This is a genomic window from Massilia sp. (assembly GCF_031995545.1).
Classification (GTDB): domain Bacteria; phylum Pseudomonadota; class Gammaproteobacteria; order Burkholderiales; family Burkholderiaceae_D; genus Telluria.
This window is the reverse complement of the sequence record NZ_DAMAGA010000002.1, coordinates 166,916-187,004: the sequence shown is the minus strand read 5'-3', so window position 1 is coordinate 187,004 and position 20,089 is coordinate 166,916. Positions and strand designations below refer to the sequence as shown.

The window sequence follows — 20,089 nt, the reverse complement described above, 5'->3', positions numbered from 1 at the left end:
CATGGCCTGCCCCTTGTCAGAACCGTGTAGACATCATAGTTGCTTCTGAGTTTTTAAACTGTCTCTAAAGACTATTATCCCAACGAAAGTGCAATTCCAATTTTTGCGCATAACTCACTAACGCATGTGTTCTCGCCATGCGATTTAGTAGGCCCCGCCTTTTATGGAGATGGTATTGGTAGAGGGGGGAAGTGTGCGGTGCAAATTGCATTGACAGTACTGCTGATTATTGAGCGGCTTACCGTTTCCCCAACACTGGCTTGATCTTCGCCGCCGCCTCTAAAGCCCGCTCACGCGCCGCCTCAGTGGTGTCAGCTATAGCTAGCGCTACCCCCATGCGCCGGCGCGCAAACGACTCGGGCTTGCCGAACAGCCGCACGTCCGCGCCCGGCACCCGCAGCGCCTCGGCCACGCCTTCGAACGCGATCCCGGCTTTATCCAGCTGTCCATAGATCACGGCAGACGCTCCCGGCGCACGCAGCGCCACATTGGTCGGCAACCCCAGGATCGCCTTCGCATGCAGTTCGAACTCGCTCTGCACCTGGCTCGCCATCGTCACCATCCCGGTATCGTGCGGCCGCGGGCTCACTTCCGAGAACCACACCATATCGCCCTTGACGAACAGCTCCACGCCGAACACGCCCAGCCCGCCCAGGTTGGCCGTGACCTTGGCCGCGATATCGCGCGCACGCTCGAGCGCCAGCGGCTGCATCGGATGCGGCTGCCACGATTCGACGTAATCGCCCTGCACCTGCTTGTGGCCGATCGGCTCGCAGAAACTGGTTTCGACCTGGCCGTCGGCACCGAACGAGCGCACCGTCAGCAGCGTGATCTCGTAATCGAAATCGATGAAGCCTTCCGCGATCACGCGCCCGGCGTCGACCCGGCCGCCGGCGGCGGCGTAGTTCCAGGCGGCCTGCACGTCGCCGGCGCCGTCGAGCTTCGACTGGCCCTTGCCCGACGACGACATCACCGGCTTGACCACGCACGGGAAGCCGACCGCGGCGCAGGCTTCCTGCAGCTCGGCCAGGCTGCTGGCGAAGCGGTAGGGCGAGGTCGCCAGGCCGAGTTCCTCGGCCGCCAGGCGGCGGATGCCTTCGCGGTTCATGGTCAGCTGGGCGGCGCGCGCGGTCGGGATGCAGGTGATGCGGCCCGCGGCTTCGAGTTCGGCCAGCTTGTCGGTGGCGATCGCTTCGATCTCGGGCACCACCAGGTCGGGCTGCTCCTGCGCGATCAGGGCTTCGAGTGCGGCGCCGTCGGTCATGTCGATCACGTGAGCGCGATGCGCCACCTGATGGCCGGGCGCGTTCGGGTAGCGGTCGACGGCGATTACTTCGACGCCCAGGCGCTGCAGGGCGATGATCACTTCCTTGCCCAGTTCGCCTGAGCCGAGGAGCATGACTTTGGTGGCGGAAGGGGACAAGGGCGTGCCGAGGGTGCGGGGATGGGTCATGGTGTTGGTGTGAAGAGTGAGGGAATGCATGGGGCGCAGGCGCCGGAATGGATGCGACTATAGCAAACGCGGCCCGGCGCTGCAGGCGGCCATGGCAGCCCGAACGATTCGATTGCAATCGAGCACTGGTCAAATTGAAATCGCCCGGCTATAATATTGCCTCAATTCCCTGATAGCTCAGTCGGTAGAGCGACGGACTGTTAATCCGCAGGTCCCTGGTTCGAGTCCAGGTCGGGGAGCCAGAATAGTGAAGAGGCCGCATCGCAAGATGCGGCCTTTTTGTTTTGCGCGCGGATCTCGAATGCTGGCGGCGTAAAGATGTCGCAACACCGTGAAAGGCGTTACGATGTTCTTTTCGAAAGGAGCCCCATGACCCGCACGTTCAGGATCGCCGCGATCGCCGGCGACGGTATTGGCAAGGAAGTCCTCCCCGAGGGCATCAAGGTGCTGCAGGCGGCCGCCGAGCGCTTCGGCCTGCAGATCGAATACACCCACTTCGCCTGGGCCAGCTGCGACTACTACCTCGAGCACGGCGACATGATGCCGCCCGACTGGAAAGAGCAACTCTCAAGCATGGACGCGATCTACTTCGGCGCGGTCGGCTGGCCGGCCACGGTGCCGGACCATATCTCGCTGTGGGGCTCATTGATCAAGTTCCGGCGCGAGTTCGACCAGTACATCAACCTGCGCCCGGTGCGCCTGTTCGACGGCGTGCCGTGCCCGCTGGCCGGCAGGAAGCCGGGCGACATCGACTTCTTCGTGGTGCGCGAAAACACCGAGGGCGAATATACGAACCTGGGTGGCATCATGTTCCCCGGCACCGAGCGCGAAGTGGTGATCCAGGAGTCGGTGTTCTCGCGCCACGGCGCCGACCGCGTACTCAAGTACGCTTTCGAACTGGCCAATGCGCGCCAGCGGCGGCACCTGACGGTGGCCACCAAGTCCAACGGCGTCGCCATCAGCATGCCGTGGTGGGATGGCCGCGCCGACGCCGTCGGCCAGGGCTATCCGGACGTCACGGTCGACAAGCAGCACATCGACATCCTGTGCGCGCGCTTCGTGCTGCAGCCGAACCGCTTCGACGTGGTGGTGGCGTCGAACCTGTTCGGCGACATCCTGTCCGACCTCGGCCCGGCCTGCACCGGCACCATCGGCCTGGCGCCGTCGGGCAACCTGAATCCGGAGCGCAACTTCCCGTCGCTGTTCGAGCCGGTGCACGGTTCGGCGCCGGACATCGCCGGCAAAGGCGTCGCCAATCCGATCGCCATGATCTGGTCGGGGGCGATGATGCTGGCCTTCCTTGCTGACGATCCGGATGCGGCAACGGGCGCCGGCCCGCAACTGCGCCAGGCGCACGACGTCATCGTGGCAGCGATCGAGCAGGTGCTGCGCGACGGCCCGCGCACCGGCGACCTCGGTGGCACGGCGCCGACCGTGGAGGTGGGCGACGCCATCGCCGCCATCGTCAGGCAGGCATGACGTAGTCTGACGCAGGGTGGACGGCTATGCCGTCCACGCGTTCAAATCAGGTACGCATCGCCGATCATGCGCGTCACCGGTTCTTCTTCTTGTTCGAGGTATGGGTGCGCGTATAGAACTCGGGCGGCTTTTTGGCCACCCAGTCGATGAAGGTGCGGATATCGGCATGCGTGCGCAGCGCGTCCCAGGTGTGATAGGTCTGCAGCAGCTCGCGCTCGGTGAAGGCCGAGTGGATCTTGCGGTGGCAGATCTTGTGGATCGGGAACTGTTCCTTGCCCTTGAAGGTCTTCGGGATCAGGTGATGGCGGTCGATATTGACGGTCCCGAGCAGTCTGCCGCAGAGTGGACAATGCTCTTCATGCACGGTAACTCCTTGTTGTGTTCAGTACGCATATGGGATATGGTGCTAAAGGCAGGATGCACAAGCAGGATGCACAAGTGTTGACCCGTGAATAGCGATCACAATAAGGCGGTTCGGACTCTTGTTATAGGGTAATGGTGTAAAATTTAACCTTACCGTTTTGCAACATTTCCAACACCCCTGAAAGCGACGCAGTTGCAATGATCGAAGACGACTTCACCAGTTGTTCCGTGCTGTTGATCGACGATGAATCCTTCGCACAGGACATCATCGCGCATGGCCTGAAGGGCTGTGCCGGGCACCAGCTATGCTACGAGTCGAGCGCCGCGCGTGCGGTCGACGTCGCGCGCGAGGTCAAGGCGACCGTCGTGCTGGTCGACCTGCGCATGCCCGAAGTCGACGGCTTCGATGTCACCGCGGCGCTGCGCGCCCACCCCGACACGCACGACGTGCCGGTGATCCTGCTTTCTTCCGAAGACGACCCCGACATCAAGGCCAAGGCCTTCGCCGTCGGCGCCAACGACTACATGGTCAAGTGGCCCGACCCGCGCGAACTGGTGGCGCGGGTGCGCTACCACAGCGCCGCCTACATTGCGCGGCGCGAGCGCGACCAGGCCTTCGCTTCGCTGCGCCTGAGCCAGGAACAACTGGCGGCCAGCCAGTCGGCATTGCACCAGGCGCAAAAGATGGAGGCGATCGGCCAGCTCACCGGCGGCGTCGCCCACGACTTCAATAACGTGCTGCAGATCATCGGCGGCAACCTGCAGCTGCTGAAACTGGTCGGCGCCCTCAACGAACAGGCGCGCACCCGGGTCGAGATGGCGCTGTCGGGCGTCGAGCGCGGCGCCAAGCTGGCCTCGCACCTGCTCGCGTTCGCACGCCGCCAGCCGCTGCAGTCGGTGGTGATCGACCCCGGCCACCTGCTGCGCGAGATGGACGACATGATGCGCCGCGTGCTCGGTTCGAACACGCGCGTGGTGACCGAGATCGCGCCCGGCCTGGGCAGCACCAATGTCGACCCCAACCAGCTCAACAACGTGCTGCTGAACCTGGCGATCAATGCGCGCGACGCCATGAGCGGTGGCGGCACGCTGACCATCCGCGCCAGGAACGCGGCGCCGGACGACGATCTGCCGGCCGAAGTGCCGAAGAGTGATTACGTCATGCTCGAGATCGCCGACACCGGCGGCGGCATGCCGCCGGACGTGCTGCGGCGCGCCTTCGAACCGTTCTTCACCACCAAGCCGACCGGGCAGGGCACCGGCCTGGGCCTGTCGATGGCCTACGGCTTCGTCAAGCAGTCCGGTGGCGAGATCGTCCTGCGCAGCGAAGTCGGCCAGGGCACCAGCGTGCGCATCTATCTGCCGCGCAGCAACGCCGCCCTGCACGTGACCGAGCCCGAGCAGCACGGCCCGCTGGCCGGCGGCCTGGAAACCATCCTGGTGGTCGAGGACGAAGAAGACGTGCGCTCATCCACCTGCGGCATCTTGTCGGCGCTCGGCTACGACGTGCTGGAAGCGGGCGACGCGGCCGCTGCGGCGGCGATCATCGAAAGCGGGCGCCAGGTCGACCTGGTGTTCACCGACGTGATCATGCCGGGGCCGGTCAGCAGCCTGCAGCTGGGCGAGATCGTGGCGCGCCACCAGCCGGATTGCCAGATCCTGTACACCTCGGGCTATGCCGAGGGCGTGCTGGCGCACGAAGGCAAGCTGGACGCATCGGTGCACCTGTTGCAAAAGCCCTATCACCCGGACGCGCTGAGCGCGCGCATCCGCCACCTGCTGCGGCGCGCGAAACACCGCACCAGCAGCAGCGCCGGCAATGGTGTCGGCAAAAGCGCCGCCTACCTGAACCTGAACTGAGCGAACCCGGACTGGACGCTGGCGCGCGAGCGCAGGCGGACATGAAAACGCCGGCCTGAAGCGGCCGGCGTAATGGTGTTGCCGATGCCGGCGTCGTTGCCGGCACGCTGCTTACTTCGGTTTGACGTAGCGGCGCGAGCCCGGCGGCGGTTCGTTGAGCACCGCCCAGAAGATGCCGAGGTCGGCGATCGCGCGCACGAACTCGGTGAAGTCCACCGGTTTCACCACATAGGCATTCACGCCCAGCTGGTAGCTGCGCACCACGTCCTGTTCTTCCTTGGACGAGGTCAGCATCACCACCGGCACCGGTTTCAGCGCTTCGGTGTTGCGGATTTCCTTCAATACTTCGAGGCCGTCGATCTTCGGCAATTTCAGGTCGAGCAGGATCACGGCCGGGCTGCCGACCGCGCGTTCGGCGAATTCGCCGCGCCGGTTCAGGTAGTCGAGCGCTTCGGCGCCGTCGCGGACCACTACGACCTCGTTGGCCAGCTGGCTCTTCGACAGGGCGATGAGCGTCAGTTCCAGGTCGTGGGGATTGTCTTCCACCAGGAGGATGGGCTTGAGCATGGTTGGTCTCAGGTTGGGGTAAGTTGTTTCGGGATACTGAACGAGAAGGTCGCGCCTTCTCCTTGTTTCGATTCGGCCCACACGCGGCCGTTATGGCGCTCGACGATGCGGCGCACATTGGCCAGGCCGATGCCGGTGCCCTGGAAGTCTTCCATCCGGTGCAGGCGCTGGAACACGCCGAACAGCTTGTGCACGTAGTCCATGTTGAAGCCGGCGCCGTTGTCGGCCACGTGGAACACGGTCTCGTCGCTACCGTTGTTGCTGACCTGCTCGGACCAGATGCGGATCACCGCCGGGTCGCGCGCACTCGTGAACTTGACCGCATTCGACAGCAGGTTGAACAGCGCCAAGTGCAGGAAGGTCGGGTCGGCATGGATGGTCGGCAGGGCGTCGATGTGCCAGTCGACATTGCGCTGGCCAATCTCGATGCCGAGCTTGTCGATGCAGGCTGAGACCAGCTCGCCCATGTCGACATCGGCCGGGCGCAGCGCGGCGCGGCCCATCTGCGAGAACGACAGCAGGTCGTCCACCAGTTTGCCGGCCAGGCGCGCCGATTCCTTGATGTTCTTCAGGAAGCGCTGGCGCATGATCGCGTCCTCGGCGCCGGCCGATTCCATCAACAGGTCGGAGAAGCCGACGATGTGGCGCAGCGGCGCGCGCAGGTCGTGCGATACCGAGTACGAGAACGCTTCGAGTTCCTTGTTGGAGCGGCTCAGTTCCTCGGCCAGTTCAGCCATCTGCTCGGCGCGTTCGAGGGCGATGCCCAGCAGCGCGCTGCGGAACTCGATCGCCAGTTCGATCTCGGCCGCGTGCCATGGCAGGCTGTGGCCGTGGATGGTCTCGCGCCAGGCGGCGAAGCTCTGGCGCGGCGACAGCTGCGTCGGCGCGCCGGCCGGGGCCTGTTTTTCATACGGGTTGCCGGCCCACTCGACGGTCTGCACCAGCTCCGGGCGGAACCACAGCAGGTAGTGCTGGTGGATGCGCGAGATCGGCAGCGCCATCAGGCCGCTGGCGTTGCGCATGAAATCCTTGGCCGGCGGATAGACGTCGGCCAGGTGATTGGTGTGGAACAGTTCGGTGTGCCCGTGCACCGCGAGCCAGGTCGCCAGGCCCCGGATCGCTTCTTCGTCGGGCGCGTCGCCATAGGTCAGGATGCGCTCGTCGACCACGATCGCTACGGCGCCGGCGCGCGCGAAGCGCAGCAATTCGGGAAACACGCCGCTCAGGTTCTCGACGAAGTCGGCGCCCTTGGTCAGGTGGCCGAGCAGGTCGACCATCACGCGGCGCACGTCGAGGCGGAACTGCAGTTCGCCCGCGTCTTCGCGCGTTTCGATGCACAGCGCCAGGATCTGGCCCAGCTGCTCGCAGGCGGTGCGCTTCTCGACCGGTACCGGGCACGGGCCGGCGTTGTGGCACGAGATCAGGCCCCACAGCTTGCCCTTGACGATCAGCGACACCGACATCGAGGCCAGCGTGCCCATGTTGCGCATGTATTGCAGGTGGATCGGCGAGACGCTGCGCAGGGCGGCGAACGACAGGTCGTTGCGCGCGCCGGTGAGCGGATTGTTCTCGGGGACCAGCGGCGCCGGGGTGTAGTTGGCGTCCTGGATCAGGCGGATCGGCGACAGCGTGTACAGCTCGCGCGCCTGGGCCGGGATGTCGCTGGCCGGGAACGACTGGCCCAGGTAGGAATCGTAGCCGGGGGCGAGCGACTCGGCCACCACGCGGCCATGGCCGCTGGGGTCGAACTGGTACACCATCACCCGGCCGTAGCCGGTCACCGAACGCACGTGGCGCGCCGCCAGCTCGCTCAGGGCCGGGATCGAGGCGTGCTCGTTGACCTTCTGCAGGAAGTCGCTGACCAGGGTGTACAGGTGGCGGAAGTCGGCCGGCTGAGGGCGGTCGACCGCTTCGAATTCGGCGATCACCAGCTTGTCCCATACATGGCCCAGCACGTCGAAGTGCTTGCCGTTGCAGACCGTGACGGTACCCAGGTACAGCGGGCGCGAACCGAGTTCGCCGCCCAGTTCCTGCTCCATGCGCGCGCCGGCTGCTTCGCCGATCACCTCGCGCAGCGGGCGGCCAATGGCTTCCTGCGCCGCGCGGCCGGTCCAGTCGGCCAGGTTGGCGCTGGCCTGCAGCACCTCGAGGGCGGGCGACAGCGTCAGCATGAAGCCATGCGGCTGGATGCTGCCGGGCGTGCGGATCGGCTCGATGTCGCAGCCGGTGATGTCGAGGTGGTCGGGAGGAGCCTGGGTCATGGGGCCTTCGGGGTCATGCACGGTGAGCGGCGCAAGCCGGTATTCAAGAGAGCGACTGCAGGAGAACAACTGACAGTGCGGTATTCTACCGTGAATGCGGGCCTGAAAACGCCCGGAAGAGCTCTTTCGAGGGCGATTCTCCACGCTGGATAGCGTGCCAATGCTGCAAACGCACAACGAGATGCGTGGCGAAATGTGGCAGGGCAGGGTTAAGATAAGACACTTTTTTGCCTTTCCGACAGGATTCAGCACGGCCCATGGAAACTTCGCACCCCGTCAAGCAGCCGCTGACCGACGAGCAGCGCCTCCAGTACCTGATCTCGGGCATCAGCGATTACGCGATCTACATGCTCGATCCGCAGGGCTACGTCAACAGCTGGAATGCCGGCGCCCAGCGCTTCAAGGGCTACGTCGAGCAGGAGATCCTGCAGCAGCATTTCTCGCGCTTCTATACGCCCGAAGACCGCGCCGTCGGCCTGCCGGCGCAGGCGCTGGCGCATGCGCTGGAACACGGCCGCTACGAATCCGAGGGCTGGCGCGTGCGCAAGGACGGCGGGCGCTTCTGGGCCCACGTGGTGATCGACCCGATCCACGACAGCGCCGGCAGCCTGCTCGGCTTCGCCAAGATCACGCGCGACGTCACCGAACGCAAGCAGGCCGAGGACAAGCTGCGCGACAGCGAGCAGCGCTTCCGCCTCTTGGTGCAGGGCGTGACCGACTACGCGCTGTACATGCTCACGCCCGAAGGCACGGTGTCGAACTGGAACAGCGGGGCGGAAAGAATCAAGGGCTACTCGCACGACGAGATCGTCGGCCACCATTTCTCGCGCTTCTATACCGACGAAGACCGCCTGGCCGGCATGCCGGCGCGGGCGCTGGGCACCGCCGGCGACGTCGGCCGCTACGAAGCCGAAGGCTGGCGCGTGCGCAAGGACGGCACCCGGTTCTGGGCCAACGTGGTGATCGACGCCATCCGCGGCGAGGACGGGCGCCTGCTCGGCTACGCCAAGATCACGCGCGACCTGACCGAAAAGAAGGCGGCGGCCGAGGCGCTGGATAAAGCCCAGGCGGCGCTGTTCCAGGCCCAGAAGATGGAGTCGATCGGCCAGCTCACCGGCGGCATCGCGCACGACTTCAACAACCTGCTGTCGGTAATCTCGAGTGGCCTGGAAGTGCTCACCATGCGCCATGCCGGCGGTACCGACGCCAAGACGCTGGACAGCATGCGGCGTGCGATCGACCGCGGCGCCAACATGACGCAGCAACTGCTGGCCTTCGCGCGCCAGCAGCCGCTGGAACCCGAAACGCGCAATGTCAACCGCATCCTGAACGGCTTCGAATCGGTACTGCGGCGCGCCGCCAATTCGTCGATCGACTTCGTGTTCAGGCTCGACCCCAAGACCGACAACGCCGTGATCGACGCCGCGCGCCTGGAGTCGGCGGTGCTGAACCTGGTGGTCAATGCGCGCGACGCGATGCCGGGCGGCGGCCGGCTGGAAGTGGCTACTGGCAATGTCTCCCTGGCGCAGGACCAGGTGCACGGTCTGCCCCCCGGCGCCTACGTGCGCCTGAGCGTGAGCGACACCGGCAGCGGCATGGCGCCGGAAACCATTGCGCGCGCCTTCGAACCGTTCTTCACCACCAAGGAAATCGGCAAGGGCACCGGCCTCGGGCTGGCCCAGGTGTACGGCTTCATCAAGCAGTCGGGTGGCGAGGTGGTGATCGACAGCGTTGTCGGGCAGGGCACCACCATCGCGATCTACCTGCCGGCGGTGACGTCTGGCGTCGCCCACTTCGACGAGCCGGACACCGAGACCGTGCTGATCGTCGAGGACGAACCGGACCTGCTGGACGTGGCCTCGTCGCTGTTCCTGAGCATGGGCTACGACGTGATGACGGCCGCCAGCGGCAACGACGCGCTGGGCCTGTTGGCCAGCCGCGAGGTCGACATCCTGTTCACCGACGTGGTGATGCCGAACGGGATGAACGGGGTCGAGCTGGCGGCGTACACGCGCCAGAACTATCCGAACATCAAGGTGATGCTGGCCTCGGGCTATCCGCAGCCGGCGCTCAGGCTCGACCGCAGCAAGCTGGGCGAGTTCGCGTTTGTGAGCAAGCCGTACCGCCTGTCGGACCTGGCGCGCAGCCTGCGCAGCGCGCACTAGGACTCGCGCTGCATTCTTCGACCCTGCACTCTTCGATTGAAATGAGAATCATTCTCAACTAGAATGGGCGCCGGGTCTTCCTTGTCGGAGACCGGCAGGCGCGCCGTGCGTCGAGGACCGAAAGGAGAAGCCGATGCAGGGTGACCGCGATGTGGAACAGTTGCTGCGCGAGCACCGCGTACTGATGGCGGCCCATGCCCGGGCCCAAGCGCGCTGCAGCGAACTGCTGCGCGAGCAGGGCGAGGCGATGCGGCGCATGGAGGCGCAGCTGATGCGTACCCGGGCGGCGCTGGTACGCAGCGAGACGGTATTGAACTGGGAACGCGAGGAGCGCGCCGAGCTGGAACGGTCGCTGCCGGGACTCGGCAAGCGGGTGGCGCTGGCGCGCCAGGTCGACACCCTGCAGGAGCGGGTGCGCGACCTGATGGGAGAACTGCACCGGCGCGAGCTGGCGGAGCAGGCGCGGCACGAGCGGCATGCGCCGGCCGCGCTGGACGTGATGCTCGACGCCGCCGACCTGGTGATCTGCCAGACCGGCTGCCTAAGCCATGGCGACTATTGGCGGGTACAGGACCACTGCAAGCGTACCGGCAAGGTGTGCGTGATGACCGACCGGCCCGACGGCGGCAAGATCGTGCGCATCCACCGCGACGAGGTTCTCAGCAGCGAAGCGCTTACAGATCGAAAATGATGTCGCTGATCTGGTCGTACAGCTTGTCCGCCGACGGTCCCTTGTTCGGCCAGTTCAATATGTCGAAGTGGTCGTAGCCCTTGTAATTGCCCAAAAAATTCCAGGTGCCGCGCAGCGCGGTGCCGTCGTAGTCGCGCGCCGGGTGGCCCGCCGGGGCGCGCATGCTGACGGTGTTGACCACGCCGTCGTTGGCGAACCAGTCGGCGTCGATGCGCACCCGTCCCGGCGTGCTCTGGGTATAGCTGCCCATGCCGCGCTGCAGCGCCGACGGCACGATCCATTCGCCGGAATACAGCTTGAAGTAGGGGATCATGTCGGCGCGCGGATACTGGAACAGCACGGTCTGGACCGGCGCAATGCTGCGGTCGGTCTCGTTGCAGCACCAGCTGCCGCCCTCGGTCGCCACCGTGCCCACTGAAAAGTAATAGATATGCGGCGAGGTGCGCGCCCATAGATTGAATTCGCGCGCGCCGTCGGGCGCGAGTTCCCAGCCGGCCAGGCGGTGCCCGAGCAGGTCGCGTAGCGGCAGGTCGAGATTGGGCAGGATGTTGAGCACTGCGTCCGGCAGGCTGGTGCCGTTGTGCGGGGCCGAGATGGTGGTCACGCTGCGGATCCAGCCGATCTTGCCGCCGGTGTACAGGTCGCCGCCGCCTTCGTCCTGGCTGGAACCGTGCTCGAGCAGCTCGATCAGGGCGCGGATGGTGGTGCCGCCCTGGCTGTGGCCGATCAGGTGGATCGGGTGGTCCTGGTCCCAGGCCGGATACAGCGCCAGCGGATAATCCTGCGGATTGTTCTTGGGATCGGCGGCCCAGCATTTGCCGGGCGGCTTTTGCACCTGGCCGGGAATGCCGAAGTCGCGCACGTGGGCGGCGCCGTAGTCGACGCAGCCGCCCTTGATCTGGGCATATAGGTCGGCGGCGCGGTCCCAGTTGGAGCTGATCGGGCCGACCACGGCGGCGAAGATCGCGCGCGGTCCGCGATACACCTGCATGTGCGAGGCGATGTCGCCATAGCCGCCCCAGTAGTTGAAACCGCTGTGCTCGAATTCCTCGGGCCCGAAGCCGAGGAAGCCGTGCACCAGCACTACCGGATAGTTGTTGCCGGCGTGCGCGGGCGCGCAGCACAGCACGGCCAGAAGGGCGAGGCAGAACGCCCTGAGGGCGGCGGCGCAGGCATGGACAGTGCGGACCATCGGGCTTCTCCGTTCAATGCGTCAGGCACATTGTGGGAGTTCGGATGGCGCCGCGGTTTGCGCTGGATCGACTGCGAGCGCGACAGTTCGTATTTGTTCAGGGAAACATGCGCGCCACGCTTGACAGGGTGGCGCGCCATTTCCGTGTTTATCGAACCGTGGTGCTGCCGACCGAGGTGATCGGGGCGCCTGCGGCCGCGGCCGGGGCGGCGGCGGCGGTCAGTGCGGCCGGAGCCGGCGGCACCGGCGTCAGGGCCGCGGTGGCCGAGGCCTTCTCGGCCTGATCCAGGCGGCTGTCGTTCCACACCACGTAGTCGTCGACCGAGTACAGGCGGCACGGTTCCTTGCTCTTGGCCGAGCAGGTCGCCAGCGCGCGGCCGTCCGGGTCTTCGCCTTCCTCGGCCCAGGTCCAGGCGCCGCTCGGCGACACCGCGAACGCGCGCGGGGTCAGCTTGGTGAGATATTCGGCGTAGGCGCGGCGTCCGTTCTCGCTCAGGAACGGCACCGCCTTGACGTCGTCGACCTTGGCAAACCCGGTGCGCGCCGGGGTCGGCATCGGCGCCACGTCGAACACGACCTCGGTCGGCATGCCGATCTCTTTCAGGAAACGTTCCGTATCTTCCAGCCACACCTTCTCGCCGTCGCGGCTGGCCAGCATGCCGTGCGAATCGCGCTTGAAGGCGGAAAACTCGACCAGCCGGCCGCGCCCGCCGGCCTGGGCATAGGCGTCATGCATGCGGTGCGCCAGTTCCGGTCCGAACAGCGAATCGTTCTGGCCGTACATCCACAGGCTCGGCAGCTTGGCCTTGGAGCCATACTCGGCGAAGGCCGACACCAGCTGCGAGCGCCAGGCGCAGCGGTCGCTGTCGTCGCGCAGGCCGCCGGCGAAATTGATCAGGCCGCGCACGCCCGGCAGGCTGCCGGTGCCGAGGGCGATCGTGGCCAGGCCGCCGTACGACTGGCCGGCGACCACGATGTGCTCGCCATCGACCCAAGGCTGCCGGCGCGCGAAGTCGAGCGTGGCGCGCACGTCCTCCGCCTGGAGGTAGCCGTTGGCGGTCATGTCGCAGCCCTGGTCGCGGTAGCGCCCGCCGGACTTGGAAAAGCCCTGGCGCATCGGCACCATCACCGCGTAGCCGCGCTTCACGAAGGCGGTGGCCATGTGATAGAAGCGGTCGCGCTGCTGCAGGCTGGGGCGGCCCGGGTCCTTGCCGTGGTTGATCACGATCAGCGGGAACGGACCGGCGCCGTCGGGCTGGAACACGGTGGTTTCCAGTAGCGCTTCGCCATTGGCGCCGGCTGGTACCTGCACGATGCGCTCGTTCATGCGGTAGTCGAGCGTGGTGCGGGCGGCGGGTGCGATGGCGGCCGCAGCCGTGCTCGCTACCGGCTGGGTCGAGGTCAACTGGGATTGGGCGTGGACGGCGAGCGCCGGCAGCATGGCCAGCGCGGCGATCGAAGTGGAGATCAGGGTACGAATGGACATTGCTCTCGACGTGGATGACTCTGGACTTGCTGCGCTTTACGGTGAATGCGGCAGTGGGGCGGACACCGTTCCGAATGGAACAATTTCCGCTTGGAATAATTCAAGTCTAGGGCGAGTAAATCCTGAGAGCAATATCCCTTCTGTTAATTCTGGTGATAAATTTTCGTGTCGTGTCAAAGTGATCATCCGACACAGTTCGGCGCTTGAGAGTATGATTGCGAGCCTGATAACCACAGGACATAACGGATGAGCAAGTACGCGCCGCGCGAGTGGGCCCCCGACGAAAAGCCGATGATGCCCGGCTCGCCGTCCACGCCAGCCCACCCCACGCCGCTACGCTTCGCCTACCTGTTCGTCGGTATCCTGATCACCATCACCGGCGGCCTCGGCAATGCGCTGGTCACCGTCAACCTGGTCCACCTGCAGGGCGTGCTGGGCGCGTATTCCACCGAAACCACCTGGCTGCCGGCCGCTTACGTGATGGCCAACGCTTCCATGAACCTGCTGCTGGTGAAGTTCCGCCAGCAGTTCGGCCTGCGCCTGTTCACCGAGATCTTCCTGGTGCTGTACGCGCTGGTGACCTTTGCCCACCTGTTCGTCAACGACCTCGGTTCGGCGATCGCGGTGCGCGCCGCCCACGGCATGCTGGCGGCGGCGGTGTCGCCGCTCGGCCTGTATTACGTGCTGCAGGGTTTCAAGAAGGAATGGCGCCTGCGCGGGGTGGCGCTGGCGATGGGCGCGGCCCAGCTGGCGCTGCCACTGGCCTACCTGTTTTCCAACGACCTGCTGCAGATCGCCGAGTGGCGCGGGCTGTACATGTTCGAGCTCGGCCTGGCCCTGGTGTCGCTGGGCGCGGTGCTGCTGCTCAAGCTTCCGCTGGGCGACCACATCAAGGCGTTCCGCCCGACCGACTTCGTCACCTTTGCCCTGTTCGCGCCCGGCATGGCGCTGCTGTGCGCGGCGATCAGCTTCGGCCGCGTCGAATGGTGGTTCGAGCGCGCCTGGATCGGCATGGCGCTGGCCGGCGGCATCGTGCTGCTGGCGGCCGCCCTGTGCGTCGAGCACAACCGCGTCAATCCGCTGCTCAACCTGCGCTGGCTGGCCAGCCGCGACATCGCGCGCCTGGCGCTGTCGATGGTGCTGGTGCGCATCGTGCTGTCGGAACAGAGCGTGGGCGCGGTCGGCTTCCTGCGCGCGGTGGGCCTGGACAATGACCAGCTGCAGACCCTGTACCTGGTGGTGCTGGCGGCCACCGTGGCCGGGATCGTGGTGTCGGCGCTGACCATCAACGTCCAGCACCTGATGGCGCCGCAGGTGATCGCGCTGCTGCTGATGGCGCTGGGCGCCTGGATCGATGCCCACGCCACCAACCAGACCCGCACCGAGCAAATGTACCTGAGCCAGAGCCTGCTCGCCTTCGGCGGCACGCTGTTCCTGGGACCGCTGGTGGTGTCGCTGCTGGGCTCGGTGATCGCGAATCCGCAGAACCTGATCAGCTTCTCGGTGCTGTTCGGCCTGACCCAGAACCTGGGCGGCCTGCTCGGTTCGGCGCTGGTCGGCACCTTCCAGGTGGTGCGCGAAAAATACCATTCCTCGCTGATCGTGGAGGGGCTGTCGAGCCTGGATCCGCTGGTGGCGGCGCGCATCCAGTCCGGCGCCGCCGCCGCCGGGCGCCTGGTGGCCGATCCGGCCGCGCGTACCGCCCAGGGCCTGCAGTCGCTGGCCAGCAGCGCCGCGCGCGAAGCCAACATCCTGGCCTACAACGACGTGTTCCTGGTGCTGGCGGTGCTGGCCGCCGCCAGCGCGACCTGGATTTTCCTGCACGCCGTGTGGCTGCATTACTTCCCGAAAGCGTCGGCCCAGCCGCCGCAGCCGCCCAAGGTCGGCCCGCCGCCGCCGGAACCCGTTACCGATTAACGTGATAGCCAATCAAATTCGATAGAGCGCAACCGATATGTCAGAACCATCGACCGTCCCATCCCGTTCCCGCCGCATCCTGTTCAGCGCACTCGCGTTCGGTGCCATCGCCATCGCCGGCGTGCTGCTGGTGCTGTATGCCTGGAACCTGCCGCCGTTCCGAAGTACCCTGCAAACCACCGAGAACGCGCTGGTGCGCGGGCAGGTGACCATCATCAGTCCGCAGCTGAGCGGCTACGTGGTCGAGGTGCGGGTGCAGGACTTCCAGAAAGTGGCCAAGGGCGAACTCCTGATGCGCATCGACGACCGCATCCCGACCCAGCGCCTGGCCCAGGCGCGCGCCGAGCTGGCCAACCGCCAGGCCGCGCTCTCCAACTTTGCCCAGAGCGAGCGCAGCGCGCGCGCCACCATTTCCCAGAACGAAGCGCTGCTGGCTTCGAACGAAGCCCAGCGGGTGCGCGCCCAGTCCGACCTGCGCCGGGTAGAAGAACTTGCCGCCGACGGTTCGCTGTCGGCGCGCGAACTGGACGCCGCCCGTGCCACCGGCGCCCAGAGCGCCGCCGCGCGCGACCAGGCCCGCGCCACGCTCGAGATTGCGCGCCAGAACCTGCGCTCGGTCGACGTCAACCGCGCCGCGCTGGAAGCAGCGGTTGCCAATGCCGAAGCCGCCGTGCGCCTGGCCGAGATCGACCTGGCCAACACCCACATCACCGCGCCACGCGACGGCCAGCTGGGGCAGGTGACGGTGCGCCAGGGCGCGTTCGTCAACGCCGGCGCGCAACTGACCGCGCTGGTGCCCGAGACCATGTGGGTGATCGCCAACATGAAGGAAACGCAGATGGGCAACGTGGCGGTCGGCCAGCCGGTGACCTTCACCGTGGACGCCCTCGGCAACGCGCGCCTGCGCGGCCGGGTCGAACGGATTTCGCCGGCCACCGGTTCCGAGTTCTCGGTGATCGCGCCGGACAACGCCACCGGCAATTTCGTCAAGATCGCCCAGCGCATTCCGGTGCGCATCAGCATCGATCCGAACCAGCCGCTGGCAGGGCGCCTGCGTCCCGGGATGTCGGTGGTGACCACCATCGATACCGCGCAAGCGGCGGCGCAGCCGGCGGCAGCGGGGGCGCAGCGGTGAACCGGCCTCGCATTTCCCTGATTGCGCTGGCGCTGCCGCTGGCGCTCGGTGCCTGCACCATGGCGCCGCAGCCCAAGCCCGCCTCGACCCTGAACGTGCCGCAGGGCTGGCGCACTCCGGCGCCGGCGGCGGGCGCACCGGAGGTGGCCGCGCGCGATGCCGGTTCGAATCCGGCGCCCGGCGTCGTCGAACGCGACTGGTGGCGCAGCTTCGGCGACCCGGCGCTCGACACCCTGGTGCGCCGTGCGCTCGACAACAACGGCGACCTGCGCGTCGCCCGGGCCCGCCTGCAGGAATACGCGGCACGCATCCGCGTTGCCGAAAGCGCGCGCCTGCCGGCACTGAACGTATCGGTCGGGCCGACCCGCTCGCGCGCCATCGGCCCGTTCGGCACGCCGGTGGAAAGCACGTCGGTGGCCGGTTCGGTGCAGGCCAGCTACGAGCTCGACCTGTTCGGGCGCGTGGCCGGCGCGGTCGAGGCCGCGCGCTTCGATAACCTGTCACAGGAAGCGGCGCTGGACGCCGCCGCGCTATCAGTGGCCGCCAACACCGCCTCCGGCTACCTGAACCTGCTGGGGCTGGACGCCCAGCTGGAGCTGGCGCGCGCCACGCTGGAGTCGCGCGAACGCTCGTTCGAACTGGCGCGCCACCAGTTCGAGGTCGGCTACAGCTCGCGCCTGGAAATGTCGCAGGCCGAAGCCGAACTGCACGCGACCGCCGCCGCGGTGCCGCAGCTGCAGCGCCAGATCGCGCTGCAGGAGCAGGCGCTGAACCTGCTGCTGGGCGCCAGCCCGGGCCCGGTGGCGCGCGGCACCGATCTGCTGTCGCTGCGCGAACCGGCCGTCACCCCCGGCCTGCCGTCGGAACTGCTGCGCCGCAGGCCCGACATCGCCCAGGCCGAAAACGCGCTGGCCGCGGCCGACGCCAGTCTGGCGGTGGCGCGCAGCCAGCTGCTGCCGTCGATCCGCCTGACCGCCTCGATCGGTGCCGCCGCGCACAGCCTGCCTGATCTGCTCAGTTCGCCGGAAGACCTGTGGAGCATCGGCGGCAGCGTGCTGGCCCCGCTGTTCGACGCCGGCCGCCTGCGCGCCCAGGCCGAGATCGCCGGCACGGTGCGCGACCGAGCCGTGTACGCCTATGAAACCGTGGTGCGCACGGCGTTCGCCGAAACCGACAATGCGCTGGCCTCGATCGACGGCCTGCACCGCCAGCTGGTGGAAGCCGAGGCGCGCCGGGTGGCGGCCGGGGAAGTGCTGCGCGTGGCGCGCAACCGCTACACCAACGGCTACGCCTCCTACCTGGAAGAACTGGACGCCCAGCGCACCTCGTTCACCGCCGACGTCAACGCGCTGCAGCTGCGCGCCAGCCTGCTGGCGGCGCACGTCGACCTGTACCGGGCGCTGGGGGGAGGGTGGGCGCCGGCGACGGGGGTGTCTCCGGCACCGGCAGCATCCGCTGCACAGTCCCGGTAATCGACGTTGCGCATGACCCTCGCTTTCAAGCGCGCCATGTGCGGCACCTGCCTGCGCGCCGCCTCAGCCTGCATCTGCCACTGGATCGCTCCGGTGCAGGCGCAAGCTGCCCTGCTGATCCTCCAGCATCCCCTGGAGGTCGGCAATGCCAAGAACAGCGCGCGCCTGCTGCACCTGAGCGTCACGGGCAGCGCCATGGCAATCGGAGAAACCTTCGCTCCCGAGGAACTCGACGCCTTGCTGCACGCCGACGGCCGCACGCCGCTGCTGCTGTATCCGGACACTCCCGGCGACGCCGGCCTGCCCGTGCCACCGCCGTGCCCGGCGCTTCCCGCGTCCGCGTTGCGCCTGGTCGTGCTCGATGCCACCTGGCGCAAGAGCCGCAAGATGCTGTACCTGAACCGGGCGCTGCAACAGTTGCCGCGCCTGGCCCTGACCGACGTCGCCCCGTCCAATTACCGCATCCGCAAGGCGCACGCCGCGCACCAGCTGTCGTCGCTCGAAGCGGCAGCCCAGGCACTGACCCAGCTCGAAGGCGAGGGCGAGCGCTACACGCCGCTGCTGGACGCATTCGATGGCTTCGTGGCGCAACAAGCCGCTTGGTTCCGTTAAAAATCCAGCTTGAGTTCCATGTCGGTGCGGCGTAATATACTGTATAAAAATACAGTATGGAGCGCCAGTCATGGCCATCTCTCATTCCGTCCAGCACCACGTCGTCCGCGAAGCCCTGATCGAGCAGGCCACAGCTGCGCCTGCGCCCGTTGCGCGCAAGGGGCGGGGAGCGGTATCGAATCTGCAAGGCCGCTATGAAGTCAACGGCCGCGAGCGCTTCGACGACGGCTGGGAGCACCATATCGAAGACGCCGCGTTACGCACCGTCGTCACCGATGAAGTCGCCAAGACCATCCTGACCCGCAACACCTCGCCCGACATCCCGTTCAACGTCTCGCTCAATCCTTACCGCGGCTGCGAGCACGGCTGCATCTATTGCTTCGCGCGCCCGACCCACAGCTACCTCGGCCTGTCGCCCGGCCTCGACTTCGAAAGCCGCCTGTTCGCCAAGGTCAACGCGCCTGAACTGCTGCGGCGCGAACTGGCCAAGCCCGGTTACGTGCCCGAGCACATCGCCATCGGTGTCAACACCGATGCTTATCAACCGTGCGAACGCGAGCGCGGCATCACGCGCCAGGTGCTCGAAGTGCTGTCCGAATGCCGCCACCCGGCCGGCCTGATCACCAAGTCGTCGCTGATCGAGCGCGACATCGACCTGCTGGCGCCGATGGCGGCCAAGGGACTGGCCTGCGCCGCCATCACCCTGACCACGCTCGACGCCCAGATCGCGCGCACGCTCGAGCCGCGCGCGGCCGCTCCGATGCGGCGCCTGCGCACCATCCGCACCCTGACCGACGCCGGCATCCCGGTCAGCGTCAGCGTGGCGCCGATCATCCCGTTCGTGACCGAACCCGAGATCGAGCGCATCCTGGAAGCGGCGCGCGACGCCGGCGCGGTCGGCGCCCACTACACGGTGCTGCGCCTGCCGAACGAGGTCAACCCGCTGTTCCAGGAATGGTTGCAAGCGCATTTCCCCGACCGCGCCGCGCGCGTCATGAACCGCATCCGCGACATGCGCGGAGGCAAGGACTACGACAGCGATTTCTCGCGCCGCATGCATGGCGAGGGTGTGTGGGCCGACCTGATCCGCCAGCGTTTCGAGAAAGCGAAAGAACGACTTGGCCTGAGCGAACTGCGCGGACGGTTCGGGCGGCTCGACACGACCCAGTTCAGGAAGCCGCTGGTGGTGCCTGCGCCGGCCGGCAAGAAATCCGCCGCGGCAACCGCGCAGCTGGATCTGTTCTGAGTCGCGACGATCGGTGTCGGGCGGGGCGAAACGGCCAAGGCTTCGCGCTGGCGTCTCCTGCCCCGACGGCACCGCGAACGCTTCGCACTGGCGATGCAGTCGGGGCAGGAGGCGCCGAAGCCGGTCCTGAACGTGACCTGGCGCCCGGACCGGCCGCTGCAACTGCACCTGCAACTGCACCTGCACCTGC

15 protein-coding genes and 1 tRNA gene are annotated in these 20,089 nt (G+C 66.8%); 10 read left to right on the top strand and 6 right to left on the bottom strand.

All coding sequences use genetic code 11. From position 1 onward, the window contains the following. Positions 1-238: 238 nt before the first annotated feature. A complete protein-coding gene (gene purT / locus RTQ83_RS02735; RefSeq protein ID WP_312511247.1) occupies positions 239-1,453 on the bottom strand; it encodes a formate-dependent phosphoribosylglycinamide formyltransferase in 1,215 nt (404 codons plus the stop codon). A gap of 166 nt (positions 1,454-1,619) precedes the next feature. Here purT and RTQ83_RS02730 point away from each other — a divergent pair. Together RTQ83_RS02730 and RTQ83_RS02725 are read left to right on the top strand one after the other, a co-directional pair. After that, a tRNA-Asn gene (locus tag RTQ83_RS02730) sits at positions 1,620-1,695 on the top strand. A gap of 127 nt (positions 1,696-1,822) precedes the next feature. Beyond that, positions 1,823-2,932, top strand: a complete 1,110-nt coding sequence (locus tag RTQ83_RS02725; protein WP_312511090.1) for a tartrate dehydrogenase — start codon at positions 1,823-1,825, stop codon at positions 2,930-2,932. Between the two features lie 73 nt (positions 2,933-3,005). On the opposite strand, the gene RTQ83_RS02720 is transcribed toward RTQ83_RS02725, so the two are convergent. Further along, positions 3,006-3,296, bottom strand: a complete 291-nt coding sequence (locus RTQ83_RS02720) for a hypothetical protein (RefSeq protein ID WP_312511089.1) — start codon at positions 3,294-3,296, stop codon at positions 3,006-3,008. A gap of 197 nt (positions 3,297-3,493) precedes the next feature. On the opposite strand from RTQ83_RS02720, the gene RTQ83_RS02715 reads away from it, so the two are divergent. Continuing rightward, positions 3,494-5,155 carry a response regulator gene (locus RTQ83_RS02715; RefSeq protein ID WP_312511088.1) on the top strand — a complete coding sequence of 554 codons (1,662 nt, stop codon included), beginning with the start codon at positions 3,494-3,496 and terminating at the stop codon, positions 5,153-5,155. Between the two features lie 111 nt (positions 5,156-5,266). On the opposite strand, the gene RTQ83_RS02710 is transcribed toward RTQ83_RS02715, so the two are convergent. Together RTQ83_RS02710 and RTQ83_RS02705 are read right to left on the bottom strand one after the other, a co-directional pair. After that, positions 5,267-5,722 carry a response regulator gene (locus RTQ83_RS02710; RefSeq protein WP_312511087.1) on the bottom strand — a complete coding sequence of 152 codons (456 nt, stop codon included), beginning with the start codon at positions 5,720-5,722 and terminating at the stop codon, positions 5,267-5,269. An 8-nt stretch (positions 5,723-5,730) separates the two neighbouring features. Then, entirely contained in the window at positions 5,731-7,983 is a 2,253-nt protein-coding gene (locus RTQ83_RS02705; protein ID WP_312511086.1) for an ATP-binding protein, read from the bottom strand. 257 nt (positions 7,984-8,240) lie between these two features. Here RTQ83_RS02705 and RTQ83_RS02700 point away from each other — a divergent pair, with 257 nt between their 5' ends. Then, positions 8,241-10,148 (top strand): PAS domain S-box protein, encoded by a 1,908-nt coding sequence (locus RTQ83_RS02700; protein ID WP_312511084.1) that lies wholly within the window; start codon positions 8,241-8,243, stop codon positions 10,146-10,148. A 133-nt stretch (positions 10,149-10,281) separates the two neighbouring features. After that, the gene (locus RTQ83_RS02695; protein WP_312511082.1) at positions 10,282-10,839 is read left to right on the top strand and encodes a DUF2325 domain-containing protein; all 558 of its coding nucleotides are present in this window, start codon (positions 10,282-10,284) and stop codon (positions 10,837-10,839) included. Here the strand turns inward: RTQ83_RS02695 and RTQ83_RS02690 are convergent. Next, positions 10,823-12,031 carry a hypothetical protein gene (locus RTQ83_RS02690; RefSeq protein WP_312511080.1) on the bottom strand — a complete coding sequence of 403 codons (1,209 nt, stop codon included), beginning with the start codon at positions 12,029-12,031 and terminating at the stop codon, positions 10,823-10,825. The two genes, RTQ83_RS02695 and RTQ83_RS02690, sit on opposite strands and share 17 nt — an antisense overlap. Positions 12,032-12,179: 148 nt before the next feature. After that, a complete protein-coding gene (locus tag RTQ83_RS02685; protein WP_312511079.1) occupies positions 12,180-13,517 on the bottom strand; it encodes a CocE/NonD family hydrolase in 1,338 nt (445 codons plus the stop codon). A 246-nt stretch (positions 13,518-13,763) separates the two neighbouring features. On the opposite strand from RTQ83_RS02685, the gene RTQ83_RS02680 reads away from it, so the two are divergent. The 5 genes from RTQ83_RS02680 (at position 13,764) to RTQ83_RS02660 (ending at position 19,899) form a co-directional block, all read left to right on the top strand. After that, positions 13,764-15,434 carry an MFS transporter gene (locus tag RTQ83_RS02680; RefSeq protein WP_312511078.1) on the top strand — a complete coding sequence of 557 codons (1,671 nt, stop codon included), beginning with the start codon at positions 13,764-13,766 and terminating at the stop codon, positions 15,432-15,434. Between the two features lie 37 nt (positions 15,435-15,471). Next, complete coding sequence (locus RTQ83_RS02675; protein ID WP_312511077.1) at positions 15,472-16,569, top strand: HlyD family secretion protein; 1,098 nt, start codon at positions 15,472-15,474, stop codon at positions 16,567-16,569. Beyond that, complete coding sequence (locus RTQ83_RS02670) at positions 16,566-18,041, top strand: efflux transporter outer membrane subunit (protein ID WP_312511076.1); 1,476 nt, start codon at positions 16,566-16,568, stop codon at positions 18,039-18,041. The genes RTQ83_RS02675 and RTQ83_RS02670 overlap by 4 nt, the downstream gene beginning before the upstream one ends. A gap of 12 nt (positions 18,042-18,053) precedes the next feature. Then, positions 18,054-18,653, top strand: coding sequence for a tRNA-uridine aminocarboxypropyltransferase (locus tag RTQ83_RS02665; RefSeq protein WP_312511075.1), 600 nt, complete (start codon positions 18,054-18,056; stop codon positions 18,651-18,653). A 70-nt stretch (positions 18,654-18,723) separates the two neighbouring features. Beyond that, complete coding sequence (locus RTQ83_RS02660) at positions 18,724-19,899, top strand: PA0069 family radical SAM protein (protein ID WP_312511074.1); 1,176 nt, start codon at positions 18,724-18,726, stop codon at positions 19,897-19,899. The last annotated feature ends 190 nt before the right edge of the window (positions 19,900-20,089 follow it).

Excerpts from the sequence above, each read along its gene's own strand:
- purT (WP_312511247.1), bottom strand. The coding sequence starts at position 1,453 with ATGACCCATCCCCGCACCCTCGGCACGCCCTTGTCCCCTTCCGCCACC.
- RTQ83_RS02725 (WP_312511090.1), top strand. The coding sequence starts at position 1,823 with ATGACCCGCACGTTCAGGATCGCCGCGATCGCCGGCGACGGTATTGGC.
- RTQ83_RS02715 (WP_312511088.1), top strand. The coding sequence starts at position 3,494 with ATGATCGAAGACGACTTCACCAGTTGTTCCGTGCTGTTGATCGACGAT.
- RTQ83_RS02710 (WP_312511087.1), bottom strand. The coding sequence starts at position 5,722 with ATGCTCAAGCCCATCCTCCTGGTGGAAGACAATCCCCACGACCTGGAA.
- RTQ83_RS02705 (WP_312511086.1), bottom strand. The coding sequence starts at position 7,983 with ATGACCCAGGCTCCTCCCGACCACCTCGACATCACCGGCTGCGACATC.
- RTQ83_RS02700 (WP_312511084.1), top strand. The coding sequence starts at position 8,241 with ATGGAAACTTCGCACCCCGTCAAGCAGCCGCTGACCGACGAGCAGCGC.
- RTQ83_RS02695 (WP_312511082.1), top strand. The coding sequence starts at position 10,282 with ATGCAGGGTGACCGCGATGTGGAACAGTTGCTGCGCGAGCACCGCGTA.
- RTQ83_RS02690 (WP_312511080.1), bottom strand. The coding sequence starts at position 12,031 with ATGGTCCGCACTGTCCATGCCTGCGCCGCCGCCCTCAGGGCGTTCTGC.
- RTQ83_RS02685 (WP_312511079.1), bottom strand. The coding sequence starts at position 13,517 with ATGTCCATTCGTACCCTGATCTCCACTTCGATCGCCGCGCTGGCCATG.
- RTQ83_RS02680 (WP_312511078.1), top strand. The coding sequence starts at position 13,764 with ATGAGCAAGTACGCGCCGCGCGAGTGGGCCCCCGACGAAAAGCCGATG.
- RTQ83_RS02675 (WP_312511077.1), top strand. The coding sequence starts at position 15,472 with ATGTCAGAACCATCGACCGTCCCATCCCGTTCCCGCCGCATCCTGTTC.
- RTQ83_RS02665 (WP_312511075.1), top strand. The coding sequence starts at position 18,054 with ATGACCCTCGCTTTCAAGCGCGCCATGTGCGGCACCTGCCTGCGCGCC.
- RTQ83_RS02660 (WP_312511074.1), top strand. The coding sequence starts at position 18,724 with ATGGCCATCTCTCATTCCGTCCAGCACCACGTCGTCCGCGAAGCCCTG.